The following is a 16,091-nucleotide window of genomic DNA, read 5'->3' as shown; positions in this document are numbered from 1 at the left end:
ACAATACATCGCATCGTGTCGATACAGTGTATTGACAAGTACGGTGTATCGAAGGGAGATGACCATGACGATCGCCATCGTCGGAGCAGGCCTCGGTGGCCTGGCTCTCGCCCGAGTAATGCACGTGCACGGCATCGACGCCGTCGTGTACGAACGTGAACCGTCACGCGACGCCCGTGGCCAGGGCGGCATGCTCGACATCCACTCCGGCCAGCGAGCACTGCGCGAGGCCGGTCTGATCGACCAGTTCTTCGCGATCGCCCGCGGTGAGGGCCAGGACATGCGGCTTCTGGAACCGGACGGCACCCTGCTGCTCCAGGAGGACACGCCCGACGACGCCCCGCTCGTTCGCCCCGAGGTCGACCGTGCCGATCTGCGCGACCTGCTGCTCGATTCCCTCCCCGAAGACACGGTTCGCTGGGGGCACGCGTTCAGCTCCGCCGACAACGGCGTGCTGCGCTTTGCCAATGGGCGCAGCGCGACGTACGACCTGCTGGTCGGCGCGGACGGCGCGCAGTCCCGCGTCCGCGCGCTGCTCACCGACGCCCGCCCGGCGCATATCGGCCAGAACACCGTCGAGGTCGGCATTCCCGACATCGACCGCACGCACCCCGACCTCGCGGCGATGGTCGGACGCGGCAACTACTGGGTGCTCGGCGGCGGGATATCGATGGGGGCGCAGCGCAACGGCGACGGCCGCGTTCGCATCGGCCTCAGCTTCTACCACACCGACGAGGACTGGCTCGCCGTCAGCGGGATCCCGTTCGACGACCCGGCGGCCGCCCGGGCGCGGCTGATCGCCCTGCTCGACGGCTGGGACCCGCGGTTCACCGCGCTGATCGCGGCCTGCGACGACACGGTCGTGTCACGGCAGATCACCACTCTCCCGGCCGGCCTGACCTGGCCGTCGGCGCCGGACGTCACGCTGGTCGGCGACGCCGCGCACCTGATGCCGCCGACGGGCGAGGGCGCCAACATGGCGCTGCTCGACGGCGCCCTGCTCGCACTCGCGCTGGCCGCGCACCCGGACGACTTCCCCGCCGCCGTCGGAGAATACGAACGCGAGATGTTCGAACGCACCAGCGCCGCCGCCCGGATGTGCGCGGACATGCACGAATTGCTGAGCTCGCCGGACGCCGCCCGGAAACTGCTCGCGTTCTTCCAACCCGGCTGAAGACGACCGGACATGCTCAACGGCGCGGGGCCGCGTGGTCGTAGGCTGGTCCGGTGAGTGAGCCCGTCGACGAGACCCAGCGGCCCGGCCGCGACCACCCGGATGACACCAAGCCGATCATGATCCTGGCGTTCGAAGGATGGAACGACGCAGGTGACGCGGCCAGCCGGGTGGTCGAGCATCTGCAGCTCAACTGGGATGCGACACCGCTGAGCGAGCTGAGTCCGGACGAGTACTACGACTTCCAGGTGAGCAGACCGACCGTTCGCATGGTGGACGGCGTCACCCGCAGGGTCGATTGGCCGACCACACGGCTCTCGGTCTGCCGCCCGGAAGGCGTCAGCCGGGATGTCGTGCTGGTCCAAGGGCCCGAACCGAACATGCGCTGGCGAGCCTTCTGCGCCGAACTGCTGGAGCACATCCAGCAACTGGACGTGGCCACCGTCGTCACCCTCGGCGCTCTCTTGGCCGACACCGCGCACACCCGGCCCGTCCCGGTCACCGGAACGGCGTACGACAAGGACACCGCTTCACAGTTCGGCCTGGAGCTGAACAACTACCAGGGCCCGACCGGCATCGTCGGCGTCCTCCAGGACTACTGCGTACAGGCCGGTGTCCCGGCGGTGTCGATCTGGGCGGCCGTGCCGCACTACGTCTCGCACCCGCCGTCGCCCAAGGCCACCCTCGCGCTGCTGCACAAACTCGAGGACGTCCTCGACGTCGAGATCCCGCTCGGCGCCCTTCCCGAGCAGGCCGAGGAGTGGCAGCGGACGGTCACCGAGATGGCCGAAGAGGACGAGGAGATCACCGAGTACGTCCGGGGGCTCGAGGAGCGCGGCGACGCGGAAACCGAGTTCACGCTGGACGACGTGAGCGGGGACAAGATCGCGGCCGAGTTCGAGCGGTACCTGCGGCGGCGCCGTCCCGGCCAGGACGGTCCGGGACGAGGCTGACAGCCAAGCCCTCTCACTCACCCTGGCCTGCCTGCCGCAAGTAGAGGACTACTTGCGGCAGGCAGGCAGGCGTGAGGGATCGGGACACGCGGGAAAAGCCGGTGCTCGGAGTGGTAGAGGCGGCTGGAGCCGACAGTAACTCGACCTTCACACCTTCCCCCAGTACATGAGGGACCCCTTCCGGCGCTAGGCGCCAGGGTCCCGGCAAAGTCGAGATCTCGCAGGTCAAGCGGCTATCCGTCGCTGCGCGAGCTGATCACACCGGTTGCGAAGCTTGACCAACAGAGGTTCACCTCCGGCACACGCCCGAGTGGGGAGGATTTCGGACGCTCAAGGTCCCAAATCCTCCCCACTCGACCCGTATAGGCACCAACGTCAAGCCCGGACTACCGCCCAGCAGCGCAGACCAGCAGCTCCGCGACTTGGCCGGGACCCTGCGCTAGGCGCAAGGAAGGGGGGCCTTCATGTACTTCAGAGCGACCAGGGCGCCGGTAACCGCCTGGATCGGGTCTCAGAAGATGCGTCGCAGCGGGATGGGGCCTCGCGCCCGCTTCCGCCACTCACGCGGATAGCCGAGCGAGACCTCTTCGAACCGCACCCCGTCCGCCTCGGTCGAACGCGGGATGTGCAGGTGCCCGTAGACGGCGACCTCCGCGCGAAAACGCAGGTGCCAGTCCTCGGTCTCGGTCGTCCCGCACCACAGCGCGAACTCCGGCCAGTACAACGGCTCGGTGGGGTGGCGGTGCAGCGGCCAATGCGACATCAGGATCGTCCCGTGATCCTCCGGGATCGCCTCCAGCCGCTCCGTGCTGATCTTCACCCGGTCGGCACACCACGCCTGCCTGCTGGGATACGGATCCGGATGCAGGAAGAACTCGTCCGTGCACAGCACGCCCGCCTCGCGTGCCTGGTCGACGGCCGTCAGCAGCGGCAGCCCCTCCGCCGCGGGGGTCCGCCAGCTGTAGTCGTACAGCACGAACAGCGGGGCGATCGTCAGCGGCTTCTCCTGGTGTTCCCACACCGGGTACGGGTCCTCCGGGGTGAGGACGTCGATCTCCCGGCATCGCTCGACCAGGTGCTCGTAGCGCGCCTGGCCCCGTAGCTGACATTCGTCCTTCTGGGTGGTCCACAGTTCGTGGTTACCGGGTACCCAGACGACCTTCGCGAAGCGTTCCCGCAAGGTTCTGAGCACCCCGGTCACGGAGTCGGCTCGTTCGGCGACGTCACCGACCACGAGCAGCCAGTCGTCAGGGGTCCGGGGTACGACCTCGTCGACGAGCGGGGCGTTGCCCTCATGGGTGACGTGGAGGTCGCTGGTGGCGAAGAGATGCGGCACTCCACCACCGTAGCTTCACCCGGACTGGTGAGCCGCCAAAACCGCATCGCGGCGTAACCGTCCCGATGCCGACACGCCCAGCACGATGAGCGCCGAAGCGACGTGCAGCCCCGCCTGGAGATTCAGCAGGACGCCGGTGCCCAGCACGCTCACCAGTCCGCCAGCCAGCAGAGCGCCCAGCGCGGTGAACCCGGCCGTCCCGGCGAACATGGTGCTCAGCACGCGACCGGACCGTTCGGGGGACGCGGTCGTCTGGACCAGGGAGAGCAAACCGGATCCGGCCAGCACCCCAGGCGCGCCGACGAGTGCGAAGAGTCCGATGAAGACACCCAGCGACGCGGTCAGCGCGGGCAGGTTCCAGATCAGCGCCGACAGCAGGCCGAGCGCGAGCCCGCCCCAGCCGAGCAGAGCGGCGGGCGCGACCTTGCGGGCGACGGTGGCGACGGCGAATCCCGCGGCCAGCCCACCCAGCGCCTGCACCCCGCGCAGTAGTCCGACGTCGCCTTCGGTGCCGTCGAGGATGCCGAGCACGAACACCACGAACAGCACCAGGAACATCCCCTGCGCCAGAGAAGTCAGAACGACGACGACGCTGGCGAGGCGAAGGCGCCCTTCGCGGCCGATTTCGCGAAGCCCGTCCAGCCAGGCTCGCAGCACCGGTTCGTGCGGGCCCGCCGCGATCGGCGCGCCGACTTGCCGGAACGGGCGTGCCAGCAGGGCCGAGCCGATCACCAGCACCCCGAGATAGGCCACCACGACCCAGCCCAGCCCGCCGAAACCGAGCAGGAGACCGCCCGCCCAGCCTCCGGCGAGGCGCGCGACGCTGCTGTTGATGCTCATGAGCCCGTTGGCGCCGATCAGCTCGTCCGGAGCGATCAGTTCCGGTACGAGCGCGTTACGCGTGGGTTCGAACAACGAAGCCAGTCCTGCCTGAGCGGCCATGACCCCGTAGAGCACGAACACCGGGCCGCCGGACGCGACGAACAGCAGCGGCAGCGCCACGAAAGCCTGCCCCGCGCACACCACGCACAGCACCAGCCGCCGGTTCCAGCGGTCCGCGATCACGCCGGCGATGGGGCTCAGCAGCACCGCGGGCACCAGGCCGAGGATGATGCTCAACGCCGTGGTGGCCGCGGAACCGGTCGCCTGGAACACGAACACCGGCAGGGCGATCTGCAGCATCCACTCGGCGGTCTCGGAGAAGAAGGCGGCGACCCACAGCCTCGCGAAAGCGGGTTCTGTCAACGGTTTCAAGTACTCGGTTTCCCCTCGGTGTCGATGCGCGGGAACGCCCGCAGTCCCAAGTGGACGGGCAGGGCTCCCGCAGGGGCGTCTTCGCGGATCGTGCTGACGTAAGGTCGTACGAGCGCGTCGATCCCCCGGACCAGCTCGTCCAGCTCCGCAGCGGTCACCCGCAGCGAGTACGTGTTGATCCCGGACGCGTCCTGCCATTCCTTGTCGAGCTGGTCGGCGGCGTCGAGATAGCGCTCGATCAGCTCCTTCTCCCGCGCGAGCGTGGTTCCGACGACCGCCAGCCGCGCCCCGCGCAGCTCCGGTCCGTCGCCGAGCTCGATGCCGACCTGGCAAGCGCGCCAGGGCCGTTCTCGCCCGTCCTCCCCCTCGACCCGCTCCACGAGGCCGTGCTGGGCCAGCTGGCGCAGATGCCAGCTGCAGTTCGAGGCTGTCGAGCCCACGGCCGTCGCGCATTCGCTCGCGGTCCGCGGGCCGACCGCCATCAGGTGGTCCACCAGCGCCGAACGCAACGGATGCGCCAGCGCCCGCATCAGCTCGACGTCTTCGATCCGCTTGCGCGGCGGCAACCCGGCCATCGCCTCGATCCAATCTGAAAGAAGTCTTTCGAAAGTTCTCTTTCAGAGTTGCAAGTGGCCGCGAGCATGTCAACCGACCTCGATACCCTTGCCGCGACAGCTGCTGCCCACCGCAGTAACTGCACAACTCAACTACTGACCCGTGGGAACGCACATGCCTGACCAGCGAGAACTCGCCACCGCGGCGGCTCTGGAGATCCCCCGGTTCGTCAGCGCGACCGTGCTGTTCCACACGGCCATGGCGGAACGGCTCGGGGTCAGCCCCACCGAGTTGCACGGACTCCAACTGGTCATCAGCGGCGCCGCGACCTCCCCGACCCAGCTGGCACGGGCGCTCGGCATGACCACCGGCGCGGTGACCCGGATGCTCGATCGCATGGAGGCACGGGACCTGGTCGAACGGGTCCCGCATCCGGCCGATCGCCGTCGCCTCCTGGTCCGTCCACTGCCGGACCGGCTCGGCGAGGTCTCAGACCTCTACGCCCCCATGGCCCGGTTCTTCGGCGACCGCCTTGGCCGCCTGGACCGGCGCCAGCTCGCCGGACTGCTCGGCGTCATGACCGACGGGCGCACCTTCGCCGAGCAAGAAGCCAACAGGTTGCGCACTGGGGGTTGACTAACGCTACATGGGTTGCGTTAGACTGCTCGCATCATGGACAACTGACACCGCACCTTCCCCGCTCCGAGGCGGCTTCGGTGGAGCACGGCTCCCGTAAGCGATCAGGCCCGGCTGGGATCCCTCATGACCTCGAAACGCGGTGATGTCGTATGTCTCTTTCCCTGATCGCCAAAGATCTCGTCCACTCCTACGGTGCCCGCGTCGTGCTCGACGGCGTGAACCTGACCGCTTCGGCCGGGCAGCGGCTCGGCCTGGTCGGCGAGAACGGCGTCGGCAAGTCCACGCTCCTGCGCCTGCTGGCCGGGGTCGAGGAACCCGACGCGGGTGAGGTGCTGTGCGGCGACGACCTCGGCTTCCTGTTGCAGGAGCTGCCTTTCCCGCTGACCGCCCGGTTCTACGACGTCATCGACGACGCACTCGCCGAGATCCGGCAGGCGTCGGTGAGACTCGGCGAACTGACCGAAGCGCTCGCCGACCACCCGGACGACGCGGCGGTACTCGACGAGTACGGCACCGTCCTCGACTGGGCGCAGGTTCACGATCTCTGGGACGCCGACCGGCGGGCCGAGGTCGTATGCGCGGGTCTCGGGCTCGCCGGGATCGACCCGGAGCGCGAACTGGGCACCTTGTCTGGCGGGCAGCGGTCGCGGCTCGGACTGGCCGCGTTGCTGATCCGGCGACCGGGCACGCTCATCCTGGACGAGCCGACGAACCATCTCGACGACGTCGCGATGGAGTTCCTGGAACACCATCTCGCTTCGCTGACCGGTGTGCTCGTGCTGTCGTCGCACGACCGCGTGTTCCTCGACGCGGTATGCACCGACATCGTCGACCTCGACCCGGCACTGGGCGGCACGACCCGGTACGGCGGCACGTATTCCGACTACCTGGACCAGAAACGATCCGAACGGGCGCGCTGGGAGCAGCGCTACGCCGAGGAACAGGACGAACTGAAGGAACTGCGCGAGTCGGTGGCCGTCACCGCGCGCAACGTCGCGCACAACCGGCCACAGCGCGACAACGCCAAGATGCTCTACGACTTCAAAACCGGGAGGGTGCAGAAACAGATCTCACGCCGGGTCCGCAACGCGCAACTGCGGCTGGACGAACTGGAACGCGACCAGGTACGGAAACCGACCGCACCCCTGCGGTTCCAGGGCGGCCTGACCGGTGAACCCGGAGCAGACAAGACGGCGATCTCCGTGCGGGAGATCGAGATCGCCGGACGGCTGCGCCTGGCGACCCTCGACATCACGACGACGTCGAGGCTTCTGATCACCGGCGGGAACGGTGCTGGGAAGTCGACGCTGTTGTCCGTCCTCGCCGGCGCGCTGACACCGGACTCAGGGACCGTCCTTTCCGGACGCGGGGTGCGGATCGGCCTGCTGGCACAGGATGTCGCGTTCGCCGAGCCGGACAAGACCGCGCAGCGGACCTACGCAGAAGCGCTCGGCGAGGACGCTCCGCCCTTGCGCGGCCTTGGCCTGCTGGCGCCGCGCGATCTCGGGACCCGGGTGGGCGCGCTGTCGGTCGGGCAACGGCGGCGGCTCGCGCTGGCGTTGCTGATCGCCGATCCGCCGGAGGTGCTCCTGCTGGACGAGCCGACGAACCACATCTCGCTCACCTTGGCCGAGGAGTTGTCCGCCGCACTCGATTCGGCGCCGGGTGCCGTCGTCATCGCTTCCCACGATCGATGGCTGCGGCGGGATTGGGCGGGAGACCACCTCCGGCTGGAAGCCGGTCGCGTCGCCGCGTAGGGCGTTATACGCGTGTCTACAGTTCGATGCCGAGCAGTGCGTCGACCGCGTTCCGGATCAGCCCGGGAGCCGCCGGGTCGGTGCCCGAGCGGTTCAGGGACTGCTCCGCCCAGGCGTCGACGGCGGCGAGCGCCTTGGGGGTGTCGAGGTCGTCGGTCAGGTGGTCGCGCAGGCGCGCGACGGTGTCCTCCGCGGCCGGGCCGGTGCCGAGCGAGACGGCGTCACGCCAGCGCGCGAGGCGGGCTTCGGCGTCCGTGTGCAACTGCGCGGTCCACGGCCGGTCGGAGCGGTAGTGGCCAGCGAACAGCGCGAGCCGGATCACGCCAGGGTCGACCTTGTCGGCACGCAGCCGTGAGACGAACACGAGGTTCCCCCGCGACTTCGACATCTTCTCGCCGTCGAGGCCGATCATCCCGGCGTGCACGTAGTGCCGCGCGAACGGCCGGTCCCCCGCGACGGCCTCCGCGTGCGCGGCGCTGTACTCGTGGTGCGGGAAGATCAGGTCCGAGCCGCCGCCCTGGACGTCGAAGCCGAGGCCGAGGCGGTTGACCGCGATCGCGCTGCACTCGATGTGCCAGCCCGGGCGTCCCGCCCCCAGTTCCGACTCCCACGACGGCTCACCCGGCCGGGCCATCCGCCACAGCAGCGCGTCGAGCGGGTGCTGCTTGCCGGGCCGGTCCGGGTCGCCGCCGCGTTCGGCGAAGAACTTGGCCATGGTCTCGGCGTCGTAGTTCGACTCGGAACCGAAGTGCCCGGTCGCGTTGTGGTCGAAGTAGATGTCCGGGTACTCGGCGTCGTCGGCGCGGTACGCGCTGCCGTTCGCCAGCAGCTTGGCGATGACCTCGACGATCTCCGGGATGCTTTCCACGGCCCCGACGAACTGCCGCGGCGGCAGCACCCGCAGCGCGGCCATGTCCTCACGGAACAACGCCGTCTCGCGCATGCCGAGGACGACCCAGTCGTCCTTGTCGCGCTCGGCGCGCTCCAGCAGGGGCTCGTCAATGTCCGTCACGTTCTGGACGTAGTGGACCTCGTGCCCGGCGTCACGCCACAGGCGGTTCACCAGGTCGAAGGTCAGGTACGTGGCGGCGTGCCCCAGATGGGTGGCGTCGTACGGCGTGATGCCGCAGACGTACATCCGGGCGGTGGACCCGGGCGCGGTGGGGCGGATCTGCCCCGTCGCGGTGTCATGGAGCCGCAGCGGACGGGGGGTGCCGGGGATACGGGGCACGTCGACCGTTGACCAAGTCTGCATACCTCGACTGTAAGCGGAGCCGCCGCGCCGTTCCCGTCCGGTGGGAGCCGGACACGGCCGGAGTAACCGAACTCGCCTTTCAGGACCGGTCGGCGTTGGCGTGGACCGCGTCCCGGATGTACTCCCCCAGGCCCGGCCGCTGGTCCGGCTCACGCACCAGGAAGCCGAGCTGGACCGGTTCCGTCACGTACATCCCGGCGACCTCGCGGTGCATCGCGTGGTCGCAGTCCCCCATGAACGCGGCCAGCAGCAGCCGGTGTTCCTCGGCGAGGTCCATCGCCGCGGCGCCGTCCGCCGGCGCGCCGGAATCGACGACGGCGAGCAGCCGCCGCACCCAGTCCTGCCGGACCTTCTCCGCCTCGATCCACTCCGCCTTGGACAGTGGCACGGCCGCCGTCCGCCACTGCGGGGTCTCGCCCCATCGGCGGACGACCTCCTCCGCGTAGCCCTCCGGTTCACGGAACTCGCCGAAGACCTCGAACTTCTCCTCCGGGGTCAGCGCGCCACCGACCTTCTTGGCCTCGATCACCCGCTCGACGGACTCGGCCATCCGGGTCAGCTCGCCGATCCGCTCCCGCAGCAGGGTCCGCTGCCGCCGGAGGTGCTCCAGCGCGTCCAGGCCCGGGTCGTCGACGACCTTCGCGATCGCCTCCAGGCCGAACCCGAGTTCGCGGTAGAACAGGATGCGCTGCAACCGGTCGAGGTCGGCGTCGCTGTAGCTGCGGTAGCCCGCCGGTGTCCGCCCGCCCGGCGACAACAGGCCGATCTCGTCGTAGTGGTGCAGCGTGCGCACGGTCACTCCCGACAACGCCGCGACCTTCCCCACCGGATACCCCATCGGCTCAGCGTAGGTGGACGCTTTCCCCCGCCGCGCGTAGAAACGACTTATGGGGAGAGCTGGAACCACCGTGTCGGCCGCACTTCCGCCAGGGCCCCCGCTGCCCGCCCTCGTCCAGACGCTCGCCGTCGGCAACCTCCGGCATCACGTGCTCCCGCTCCTCAAGCGCCGCTACGGCTCCGTCGTCCGGATGAAGTTCGCGCCGCACCGCGACATCGTCATGCTCACCGACCTCGACGACATCAAGACCGTGTTCTCCGGACCGGTCACCACGTTCCACGCGGGCGAGGGCAACGTCGTCCTGAAACCGGTGATGGGCGAGCACTCCGTCCTGATCACCGACGAGGACCGGCACCTGCGTACGCGGAAGCTGCTGATGCCCGCGTTCAGCGGCGCGGCCCTGCGTGGCTACCGCGACATGATCACCGAGCTGACCGGGGCCGAACTCGACCGCTGGCCGGAGAACCGGGCCTTCGGCGCGCACGACCGGATGCGCGCGCTGACCCTGGAAATCATCCTGCGGGTGGTGTTCGGTGTCGCGGAAGGACCACGACTCGACGAACTCCGGCGGCTGATCGGGCATCTGGTGGAGATCGGCCTGATCCAGGTGATCGGCTGGCAGGACCCTCGGCTGCGGCGCTACCGCCCCTGGCGTACCTACGCCGAACGCCAGGCCCGGGTCGACGAACTGCTCTACGCCGAGATCTCCGAGCGACGCCGGGCCGCCGACCTCGACCGGCGCACCGACGTCCTGTCCCGCCTCCTCACCGTGCCCGCCGACGGGGACGAGCTGACCGACGTGGAACTCCGCGATCAGCTGGTCACCCTCCTGCTCGCGGGCCACGAGACCACCGCGACCGCGCTGGCCTGGGCGCTGCACGAGCTTTCCCGCGATCCCGGGCAGGCGGCGTTCACCACCCGCGCGGCGGACGACGGCGACGAGAAGGCGCTCGAAGCGGTGATCAAGGAGGCGATGCGCCTACGCCCGGTGATCGGCGAAGTCGTCCGACGGCTGACTGAAGACGTCGAGATCGGCGGCTACCGGATCCCGGCCGGGTTCGACGTCATGCCGTCGATCATCGTCGTCCACGGCGAGGACGATCACCATCCCGACCCGAAGGTCTTCCGGCCGCAGCGGTTCCTCGAAGGCACGCCTCCCGCCGGTAGCTGGCTACCGTTCGGCGGCGGCGCGCGCCGCTGTCTCGGTGCGGGGTTCTCCCTGATGGAGGCCACGATCGTGCTACGCGAGCTGTTCGGCCGGTTCACGGTCACCCCGGAGCACGCGCGGCCGGAACGGGTCCGGTCGCGGCCGATCACGCTGGAACCGGCCCGTGGAGCCAGGATCAAGGTGACCGGCCGCTGACCTACCGCTTCCTGGTCCGCAGGTAGTCGCCGACCACGGCGGCGCCGAGCCCGTCGAGGTCCGGAGCGACGACCCGGCCGCCCGAGCGGCGCGCGAGGAGATCGACGAACGCCGTCAGGCGCGGGTCGTCCCCGAGCCGGAACACGGTCACCGACGCACCCAGCTTCGCCATCCGGTCCACTTCGGACAGTGTCTTGAGCAGGGTCCTCGGCTGGGGCGGGTAGTCGAATTCCGCCGTGCCATCGGGTTCCAGATGCGCTGTCGGCTCGCCGTCGGTGACCATCAGGACCACCGGTTGTGCGTCCGGATGCCGCCGCAGATGCCGTCCGGCCAGCAGCAGCGCGTGGTGGGCGTTCGTGCCCTGCTCCCAAGCGCCTTCCAAACCCACGAGTTCGGCCAGCTCGACCGAGGTGGCGTAGCGGCCGAACGTGATCAGCTGGAGCGCGTCGTTGCGGAACCGGGTGCTGATCAGCTGGTGCAGCGCGAGCGCCGTCCGCTTCATCGGCAGCCAGCGGCCCTCCTGGACCATCGACCACGAGGTGTCCACGAGCAACGCCACCGCCGCGCGCGACCGGTGCTCGGTCTCGATCACCTCGACGTCGGAGACGTCCAGCCGGACGGACCGATCGCCAACCGAAACCGAACGCAAGACCGAGTTGCGGACCGTCCTGGACACGTCCCACGGCTGCGTGTCCCCGAACCGCCACGGCCTGGTCGCGCCGGTCGGCTCGCCCGCGGCGCCCGCCGATTCGGTCTCCCGCTGACCCGCCTTGCCGCGCAACGCGTTCACGACGTCGGCGAGCGCCGTCTCCCCGAGGCGTCGCAAAGCCTTGGGCGACAAGCGAAGCGTGCCGTCGGGAGCGCGTTCGAACAGGCCTTGCCGCCGCAGCTCGCGTTCCAGTTCGGACAGCCTCCGCGCGTCGACACCCGCGTCCGGCCCCAGCTGCCTCCTCAGCGCGTCGACGTCGATGTCCTCCAGCCTCGCACCGGGATAGGACTGGCCGAGCTGTTCGGCCAGCGCGTCCAGTTCGGCGAGGTCGGACATCGCCCGGGCGCCCTCGCCGAGGCCGAGCGGATCATTGCCCCGGAAGCGTTCCGACGACGTCCAGTCCTCGCCGGGCCGCAGTGCTTTCAGCTGGGAATCCAAAGTGGACAGCTGCTGCGCGAGCCGGGGATCGCCGAACGCCTGCTGCGACAACTCGGCCAGTTCGGCGCGCTGCTCGGGGGTCATCGAGTTGAGCATCCGCTGGGCGGCCGCGGCGCGGGCGGCGAGGACGTCGATCAGTTCCTCGACGTTCTTCGGGTTCTCCGGGAAGAACTCGCCGTGCTCGCGCATGAACTCCGCGAACCGCTCGGGCACGTCCTCACGGCCCTGCGCGTGCGCCGCCAGCAGGCTGTTGAGGTCGGCGAGCATCCGGTTGGCACGCTCGACGTCCTCCGGTCCCGCGTTCTGGAGTGCTTCCTTCATCCCCTCGAACCGGGAATCCAGCAGCTCACGGCCGAGCAGGTCGCGGATCTTCTCGTAGTTCTCCCTGCCCTGCCGGGATCGCCAGTCGTACTGACCGAGTTCGCGGACCGCCGCCGCCGTTCCCGGCGGCAACGCGTCCAGTTGCGCCTCACGGAAGCGGGCGTCGTCGTCCGGATCGGGGAACAGTTCGCGCCGCTCGGCCTCCAACGCCTGGTCGAGCAGCTGCCGGACCTCGTGGAGCGTGCCGTCCAGCCGGTGCCGCCGCTGGATCTCCGACCGGCGCTGCCAGAGCCGCCGGGTCAGCTCGTCCAGGCCCGCGGTGCGCGGCGTGCCGCGCCGCAACAGTTCTTCCAGCGCGGACCGGGGCGAGGCGCCCGCCATGACGTCGCGGCCGATCTCGTCGAGCGCGTCCCGCAGGTCGGCGGGCGGCGCCAGCGGGTCCGGGCCGTCGTGCCATGGCCCGTACGAATACCCCTCCGGTACGGCGCTCATCGGCCGTAGACGGTCGTCGCGTCGTCGGAGTCCTTGGCGAGTTTCCTCGACAGGAAAAGGGATTCCAGTGCCAGCTCGACCGCGGCCGCGATCCGTCCCGCCGGTTCGTCCTTGCCAACGCCGGCACGCGCGGCGACGTCGTGGAGCACGGGCAGTTCCGGCAGTGCGGAGAGGACGTCCTTGCCGGGGACGCGTTCGCCGGTGGTCACCAGGTGCCCGTCCTCGACGGCGTCGGCCAGCGGCAGCAGGTCCAGTCCGGCGAACCGCGAGCGGGCCGTCTCCGCGACCGCCCTCCGCAGCAGGTGCACGAGATGCTCGGTCTCGCGTCCCTCCTCCCCCGGCTCGAATTCGAGCTTGCCACGCAACACGGCGGGCACCGCGTCGAGGTCGACCGGGCGCGCCACGGCGGGTTCCTCGCCGGTGAGCGCGGACCGGCGCAACGCCGCCGCGCCCACGGTTTCCGCCGCCGCGACGGCGAACCGGGCCGAGACACCGGACCGCTGGTCGATCACCGGCGATTCCCGCAGGTTCCGCACGAACCGGGCGAGCACCTCCAGCAACGGTTCGCCGACTTCGGCGACCAGATGCGCCTCCTGCCGCACGACCGCGATCTCGGATTCGACGTCGAGCGGGTAGTGCGTCCGGATCTCGGCGCCGAACCGGTCCTTGAGCGGGGTGATGATGCGGCCCCGGTTGGTGTAGTCCTCCGGGTTGGCGGTCGACACCAGCAGCACGTCCAGCGGCAGGCGCAGGGTGTACCCGCGCACCTGGATGTCGCGTTCCTCCATCACGTTCAGCAGCGCGACCTGGATGCGCTCGGCGAGGTCGGGCAGCTCGTTGATCGCCACGATGCCGCGGTGGGCGCGCGGGACGAGTCCGAAGTGGATGGTTTCGGGGTCGCCGAGACTGCGGCCCTCGGCGACCTTCACCGGGTCGACGTCACCGATCAGGTCACCGACCGAAGTGTCCGGTGTGGCCAGTTTTTCCGTGTAGCGCTCATCGCGATGGCGCCAGGTCACCGGCAGTGCGTCACCGAGTTCGGCGGCACGGCGGCGTGATTCCGGGGTGATCGGGTCGAGCGGGTGCTCGGCCAGTTCGGCACCCTCGATGACGGGCGTCCATTCGTCGAGGAGTCCCGCGAGGGTGCGCAGCAGCCGGGTCTTGCCTTGGCCGCGTTCGCCGAGGAGCACGACGTCGTGCCCGGCCAGCAGCGCACGCTCCAACTGGGGCAGCACGGTGCGCGAGAAACCGACGATCCCGGGCCAGGGGTCCTCCCCCGCGCGGAGCTTGACGAGCAGGTTGTCGTGCAGTTCTTGTTTGACCGAACGCGGCGGGTGGCCAGCCGCGCGAAGGTCCCCGGCGGTCCGGGGCAGATTTGCGGGAACATCGTTCACCCGTTCGACGCTACGTCTCGATCGTGCCCCCTGTCGACGTGAACCAACTCCAGCTCTGGATCAACCAGTCGGTGGAGAGCACTTCAGGAGATCGGTCGATGTGGAACCGGGTACCCGCACGCGAGGCTCGGTCGATGCCCGAGAAACCACCCGCGCCGCCTTCCCGCGGGTGAATCCTGCCGCATCGGCCTCAGCGTGCTCGCCCTGGTCGCGGCCGCGTACCTCAGGCGGGGCCGGCCGGACGTGGTCACGCTGCCCGGCTTCACCGGTCGTGCGCCCTCTTTCGGGCCGAAGGCCCACGGAAACCGTTCGCAGGGCGCCCTCTCCGCCAGGGTGACTTTGATTCCGATCTGCGCCCTGCGGACGGTTTCCGTCAGCGCACGATAAAATAAACAGAGTGTGCCGTCCTAGTGCGACCCTCGCGGTCTGGTCTTCGGCGTGGCTGAACGGAGCCGCCGCCTCCGACGACATCCTTGACGCCCTGCAGGTCTGGGCCGAAGCCCACGACGTCGTCGCCGCGGATGCCGCGGCCGCCGAGGCGTTCGAGCTGCCGCTCGCGTTCAACCGCGCGGCGACCCCGGTCCAACTGTTGCTGGCCCTGCGTTCGCAGGGCGCGAAAAGCCTGCAGTTGCTGATGCCGGTGCCTGGCGATGTCCGTGGTCTCGGCGGTGGCGGTCTCTTCTCCGAGGCCGCGCTGCGGACCGGCGACGCCGCCTTGTTGCCGGATCTCGGCTACGGCCTGGTCCCGGAGGCGATCGCCGAAGGCCTGATGCGGTGGACCGTCTACTCGGTACCCACGCCGGGCGTCCTCGAGTACCGCCCACTGGGCGAAGCCGAGCACGGCCTGACCGACGCGATCCGCGCGAGCGCCGGAGCACTGCAGACCCTCGACGTCGCCAGCGATCGGCCGGGTGTCCGAGCGGAACTTTCGGCACGCCTGCGATCCGCCACCGACGCGCCCTGGCCCGCTGGGATGCCCGGCCGTTCACTGCGAGTGCTCCAGCGGTCGGAGGAGATCGCGGCGATCCTCGCGATCGCACACGCCGACGATCCGGGCGGTGCGTTGTCCGCGTCCGCCGTCAACCGCCGGGCGGAGGCGTTGCGGCCGCTGACCGAGGCCGTCCGTATTGCCCGGTACGCGGCGATCAACGAGGCGGTGCGGGTGTTCGCGGATCAGGCGGACCGCCACCCGTAGCAACCAGTCGATCGCAGGTTACGGAGCCCTCCGGAGGGAGTGCGGGCAACGACGCTCGCGTTGGTGATGGCTGACGCCGCCATATGGGCCGCTAACTTCGTCTCAACGTCGGCGACCGCGCTTGGCGTCCCAGGGATGTCCAGCGCTTCAAGCCGGCGTTGTGCTTCGGCCGCCATCTCGTCGGCCGCTCAAGATCGGTGTCACGTCTTGCCCCGTCGTTCGCGAACCATCGGCCGTGAGTCTTCCGGCCCAGTTCGCCGGGCTTGCTCTGTGGCGGAAGCTCCTGCCGTAGCGCTTCCGCGCGCTCGTGGGCCGGAGGGACTGCCTGCTGTCCTGTGGTGTGCACCCCAGGCCGCACACGGACTCTACCCTCCCGCTTCGGACGTGTGACCTCGTCGTTTACCGGAGCCAGGGCGGC

At 69.7% G+C, this 16,091-nt stretch carries 13 protein-coding genes; 6 read left to right on the top strand and 7 right to left on the bottom strand.

Annotated elements, in window-relative coordinates; all coding sequences use genetic code 11:
* Positions 1–64: 64 nt before the first annotated feature.
* Together ACM6LU_RS18315 and ACM6LU_RS18310 are read left to right on the top strand one after the other, a co-directional pair.
* Complete coding sequence (locus ACM6LU_RS18315; RefSeq protein WP_414938916.1) at positions 65–1,174, top strand: FAD-dependent oxidoreductase; 1,110 nt, start codon at positions 65–67, stop codon at positions 1,172–1,174.
* Positions 1,175–1,227: 53 nt separating this feature from the next.
* Positions 1,228–2,127, top strand: coding sequence for a PAC2 family protein (locus ACM6LU_RS18310; RefSeq protein ID WP_414938915.1), 900 nt, complete (start codon positions 1,228–1,230; stop codon positions 2,125–2,127).
* 511 nt (positions 2,128–2,638) lie between these two features.
* On the opposite strand, the gene ACM6LU_RS18305 is transcribed toward ACM6LU_RS18310, so the two are convergent.
* From ACM6LU_RS18305 to ACM6LU_RS18295, 3 genes are read right to left on the bottom strand one after another with little or no spacing between them, the layout of a single operon-like run.
* Positions 2,639–3,463: a metallophosphoesterase family protein gene (locus ACM6LU_RS18305; RefSeq protein WP_414938914.1), complete on the bottom strand. Its 825-nt coding sequence runs from the start codon at positions 3,461–3,463 to the stop codon at positions 2,639–2,641.
* A gap of 15 nt (positions 3,464–3,478) precedes the next feature.
* Positions 3,479–4,717, bottom strand: a complete 1,239-nt coding sequence (locus tag ACM6LU_RS18300; RefSeq protein WP_414938913.1) for an MFS transporter — start codon at positions 4,715–4,717, stop codon at positions 3,479–3,481.
* Positions 4,714–5,292 carry an ArsR/SmtB family transcription factor gene (locus ACM6LU_RS18295; protein WP_414938912.1) on the bottom strand — a complete coding sequence of 193 codons (579 nt, stop codon included), beginning with the start codon at positions 5,290–5,292 and terminating at the stop codon, positions 4,714–4,716. Before ACM6LU_RS18295 ends, ACM6LU_RS18300 begins: the two co-directional genes overlap by 4 nt.
* A 154-nt stretch (positions 5,293–5,446) precedes the next feature.
* Here ACM6LU_RS18295 and ACM6LU_RS18290 point away from each other — a divergent pair, with 154 nt between their 5' ends.
* Both ACM6LU_RS18290 and ACM6LU_RS18285 read left to right on the top strand, forming a co-directional pair.
* Positions 5,447–5,908 carry a MarR family winged helix-turn-helix transcriptional regulator gene (locus tag ACM6LU_RS18290; RefSeq protein WP_414938911.1) on the top strand — a complete coding sequence of 154 codons (462 nt, stop codon included), beginning with the start codon at positions 5,447–5,449 and terminating at the stop codon, positions 5,906–5,908.
* A gap of 152 nt (positions 5,909–6,060) precedes the next feature.
* A complete protein-coding gene (locus ACM6LU_RS18285) occupies positions 6,061–7,668 on the top strand; it encodes an ABC-F family ATP-binding cassette domain-containing protein (RefSeq protein ID WP_414938910.1) in 1,608 nt (535 codons plus the stop codon).
* A gap of 16 nt (positions 7,669–7,684) precedes the next feature.
* Here the strand turns inward: ACM6LU_RS18285 and mshC are convergent, their stop codons facing one another.
* Both mshC and ACM6LU_RS18275 read right to left on the bottom strand, forming a co-directional pair.
* Positions 7,685–8,923 carry a cysteine--1-D-myo-inosityl 2-amino-2-deoxy-alpha-D-glucopyranoside ligase gene (mshC, locus tag ACM6LU_RS18280; RefSeq protein ID WP_414938909.1) on the bottom strand — a complete coding sequence of 413 codons (1,239 nt, stop codon included), beginning with the start codon at positions 8,921–8,923 and terminating at the stop codon, positions 7,685–7,687.
* Between the two features lie 79 nt (positions 8,924–9,002).
* Positions 9,003–9,761: a MerR family transcriptional regulator gene (locus ACM6LU_RS18275; protein ID WP_414938908.1), complete on the bottom strand. Its 759-nt coding sequence runs from the start codon at positions 9,759–9,761 to the stop codon at positions 9,003–9,005.
* A gap of 49 nt (positions 9,762–9,810) precedes the next feature.
* Here ACM6LU_RS18275 and ACM6LU_RS18270 point away from each other — a divergent pair, with 49 nt between their 5' ends.
* The gene (locus tag ACM6LU_RS18270; RefSeq protein WP_414938907.1) at positions 9,811–11,124 is read left to right on the top strand and encodes a cytochrome P450; all 1,314 of its coding nucleotides are present in this window, start codon (positions 9,811–9,813) and stop codon (positions 11,122–11,124) included.
* Between the two features lies 1 nt (position 11,125).
* Here the strand turns inward: ACM6LU_RS18270 and ACM6LU_RS18265 are convergent, their stop codons facing one another.
* Positions 11,126–13,084, bottom strand: coding sequence for a vWA domain-containing protein (locus ACM6LU_RS18265; RefSeq protein ID WP_414938906.1), 1,959 nt, complete (start codon positions 13,082–13,084; stop codon positions 11,126–11,128).
* Complete coding sequence (locus ACM6LU_RS18260; protein WP_414938905.1) at positions 13,081–14,478, bottom strand: sigma 54-interacting transcriptional regulator; 1,398 nt, start codon at positions 14,476–14,478, stop codon at positions 13,081–13,083. Before ACM6LU_RS18260 ends, ACM6LU_RS18265 begins: the two co-directional genes overlap by 4 nt.
* A gap of 397 nt (positions 14,479–14,875) precedes the next feature.
* Between ACM6LU_RS18260 and ACM6LU_RS18255 the strand changes: the two genes are divergently transcribed.
* A complete protein-coding gene (locus ACM6LU_RS18255; protein ID WP_414938904.1) occupies positions 14,876–15,673 on the top strand; it encodes a hypothetical protein in 798 nt (265 codons plus the stop codon).
* The last annotated feature ends 418 nt before the right edge of the window (positions 15,674–16,091 follow it).

Origin of the sequence: Amycolatopsis sp. cmx-11-51, from assembly GCF_047608665.1 — a bacterium.
Taxonomy (GTDB): Bacteria; Actinomycetota; Actinomycetes; order Mycobacteriales; family Pseudonocardiaceae; genus Amycolatopsis.
Note: the sequence above shows the minus strand (reverse complement) of the source record. Positions and strands in the feature narration are given on the sequence as shown.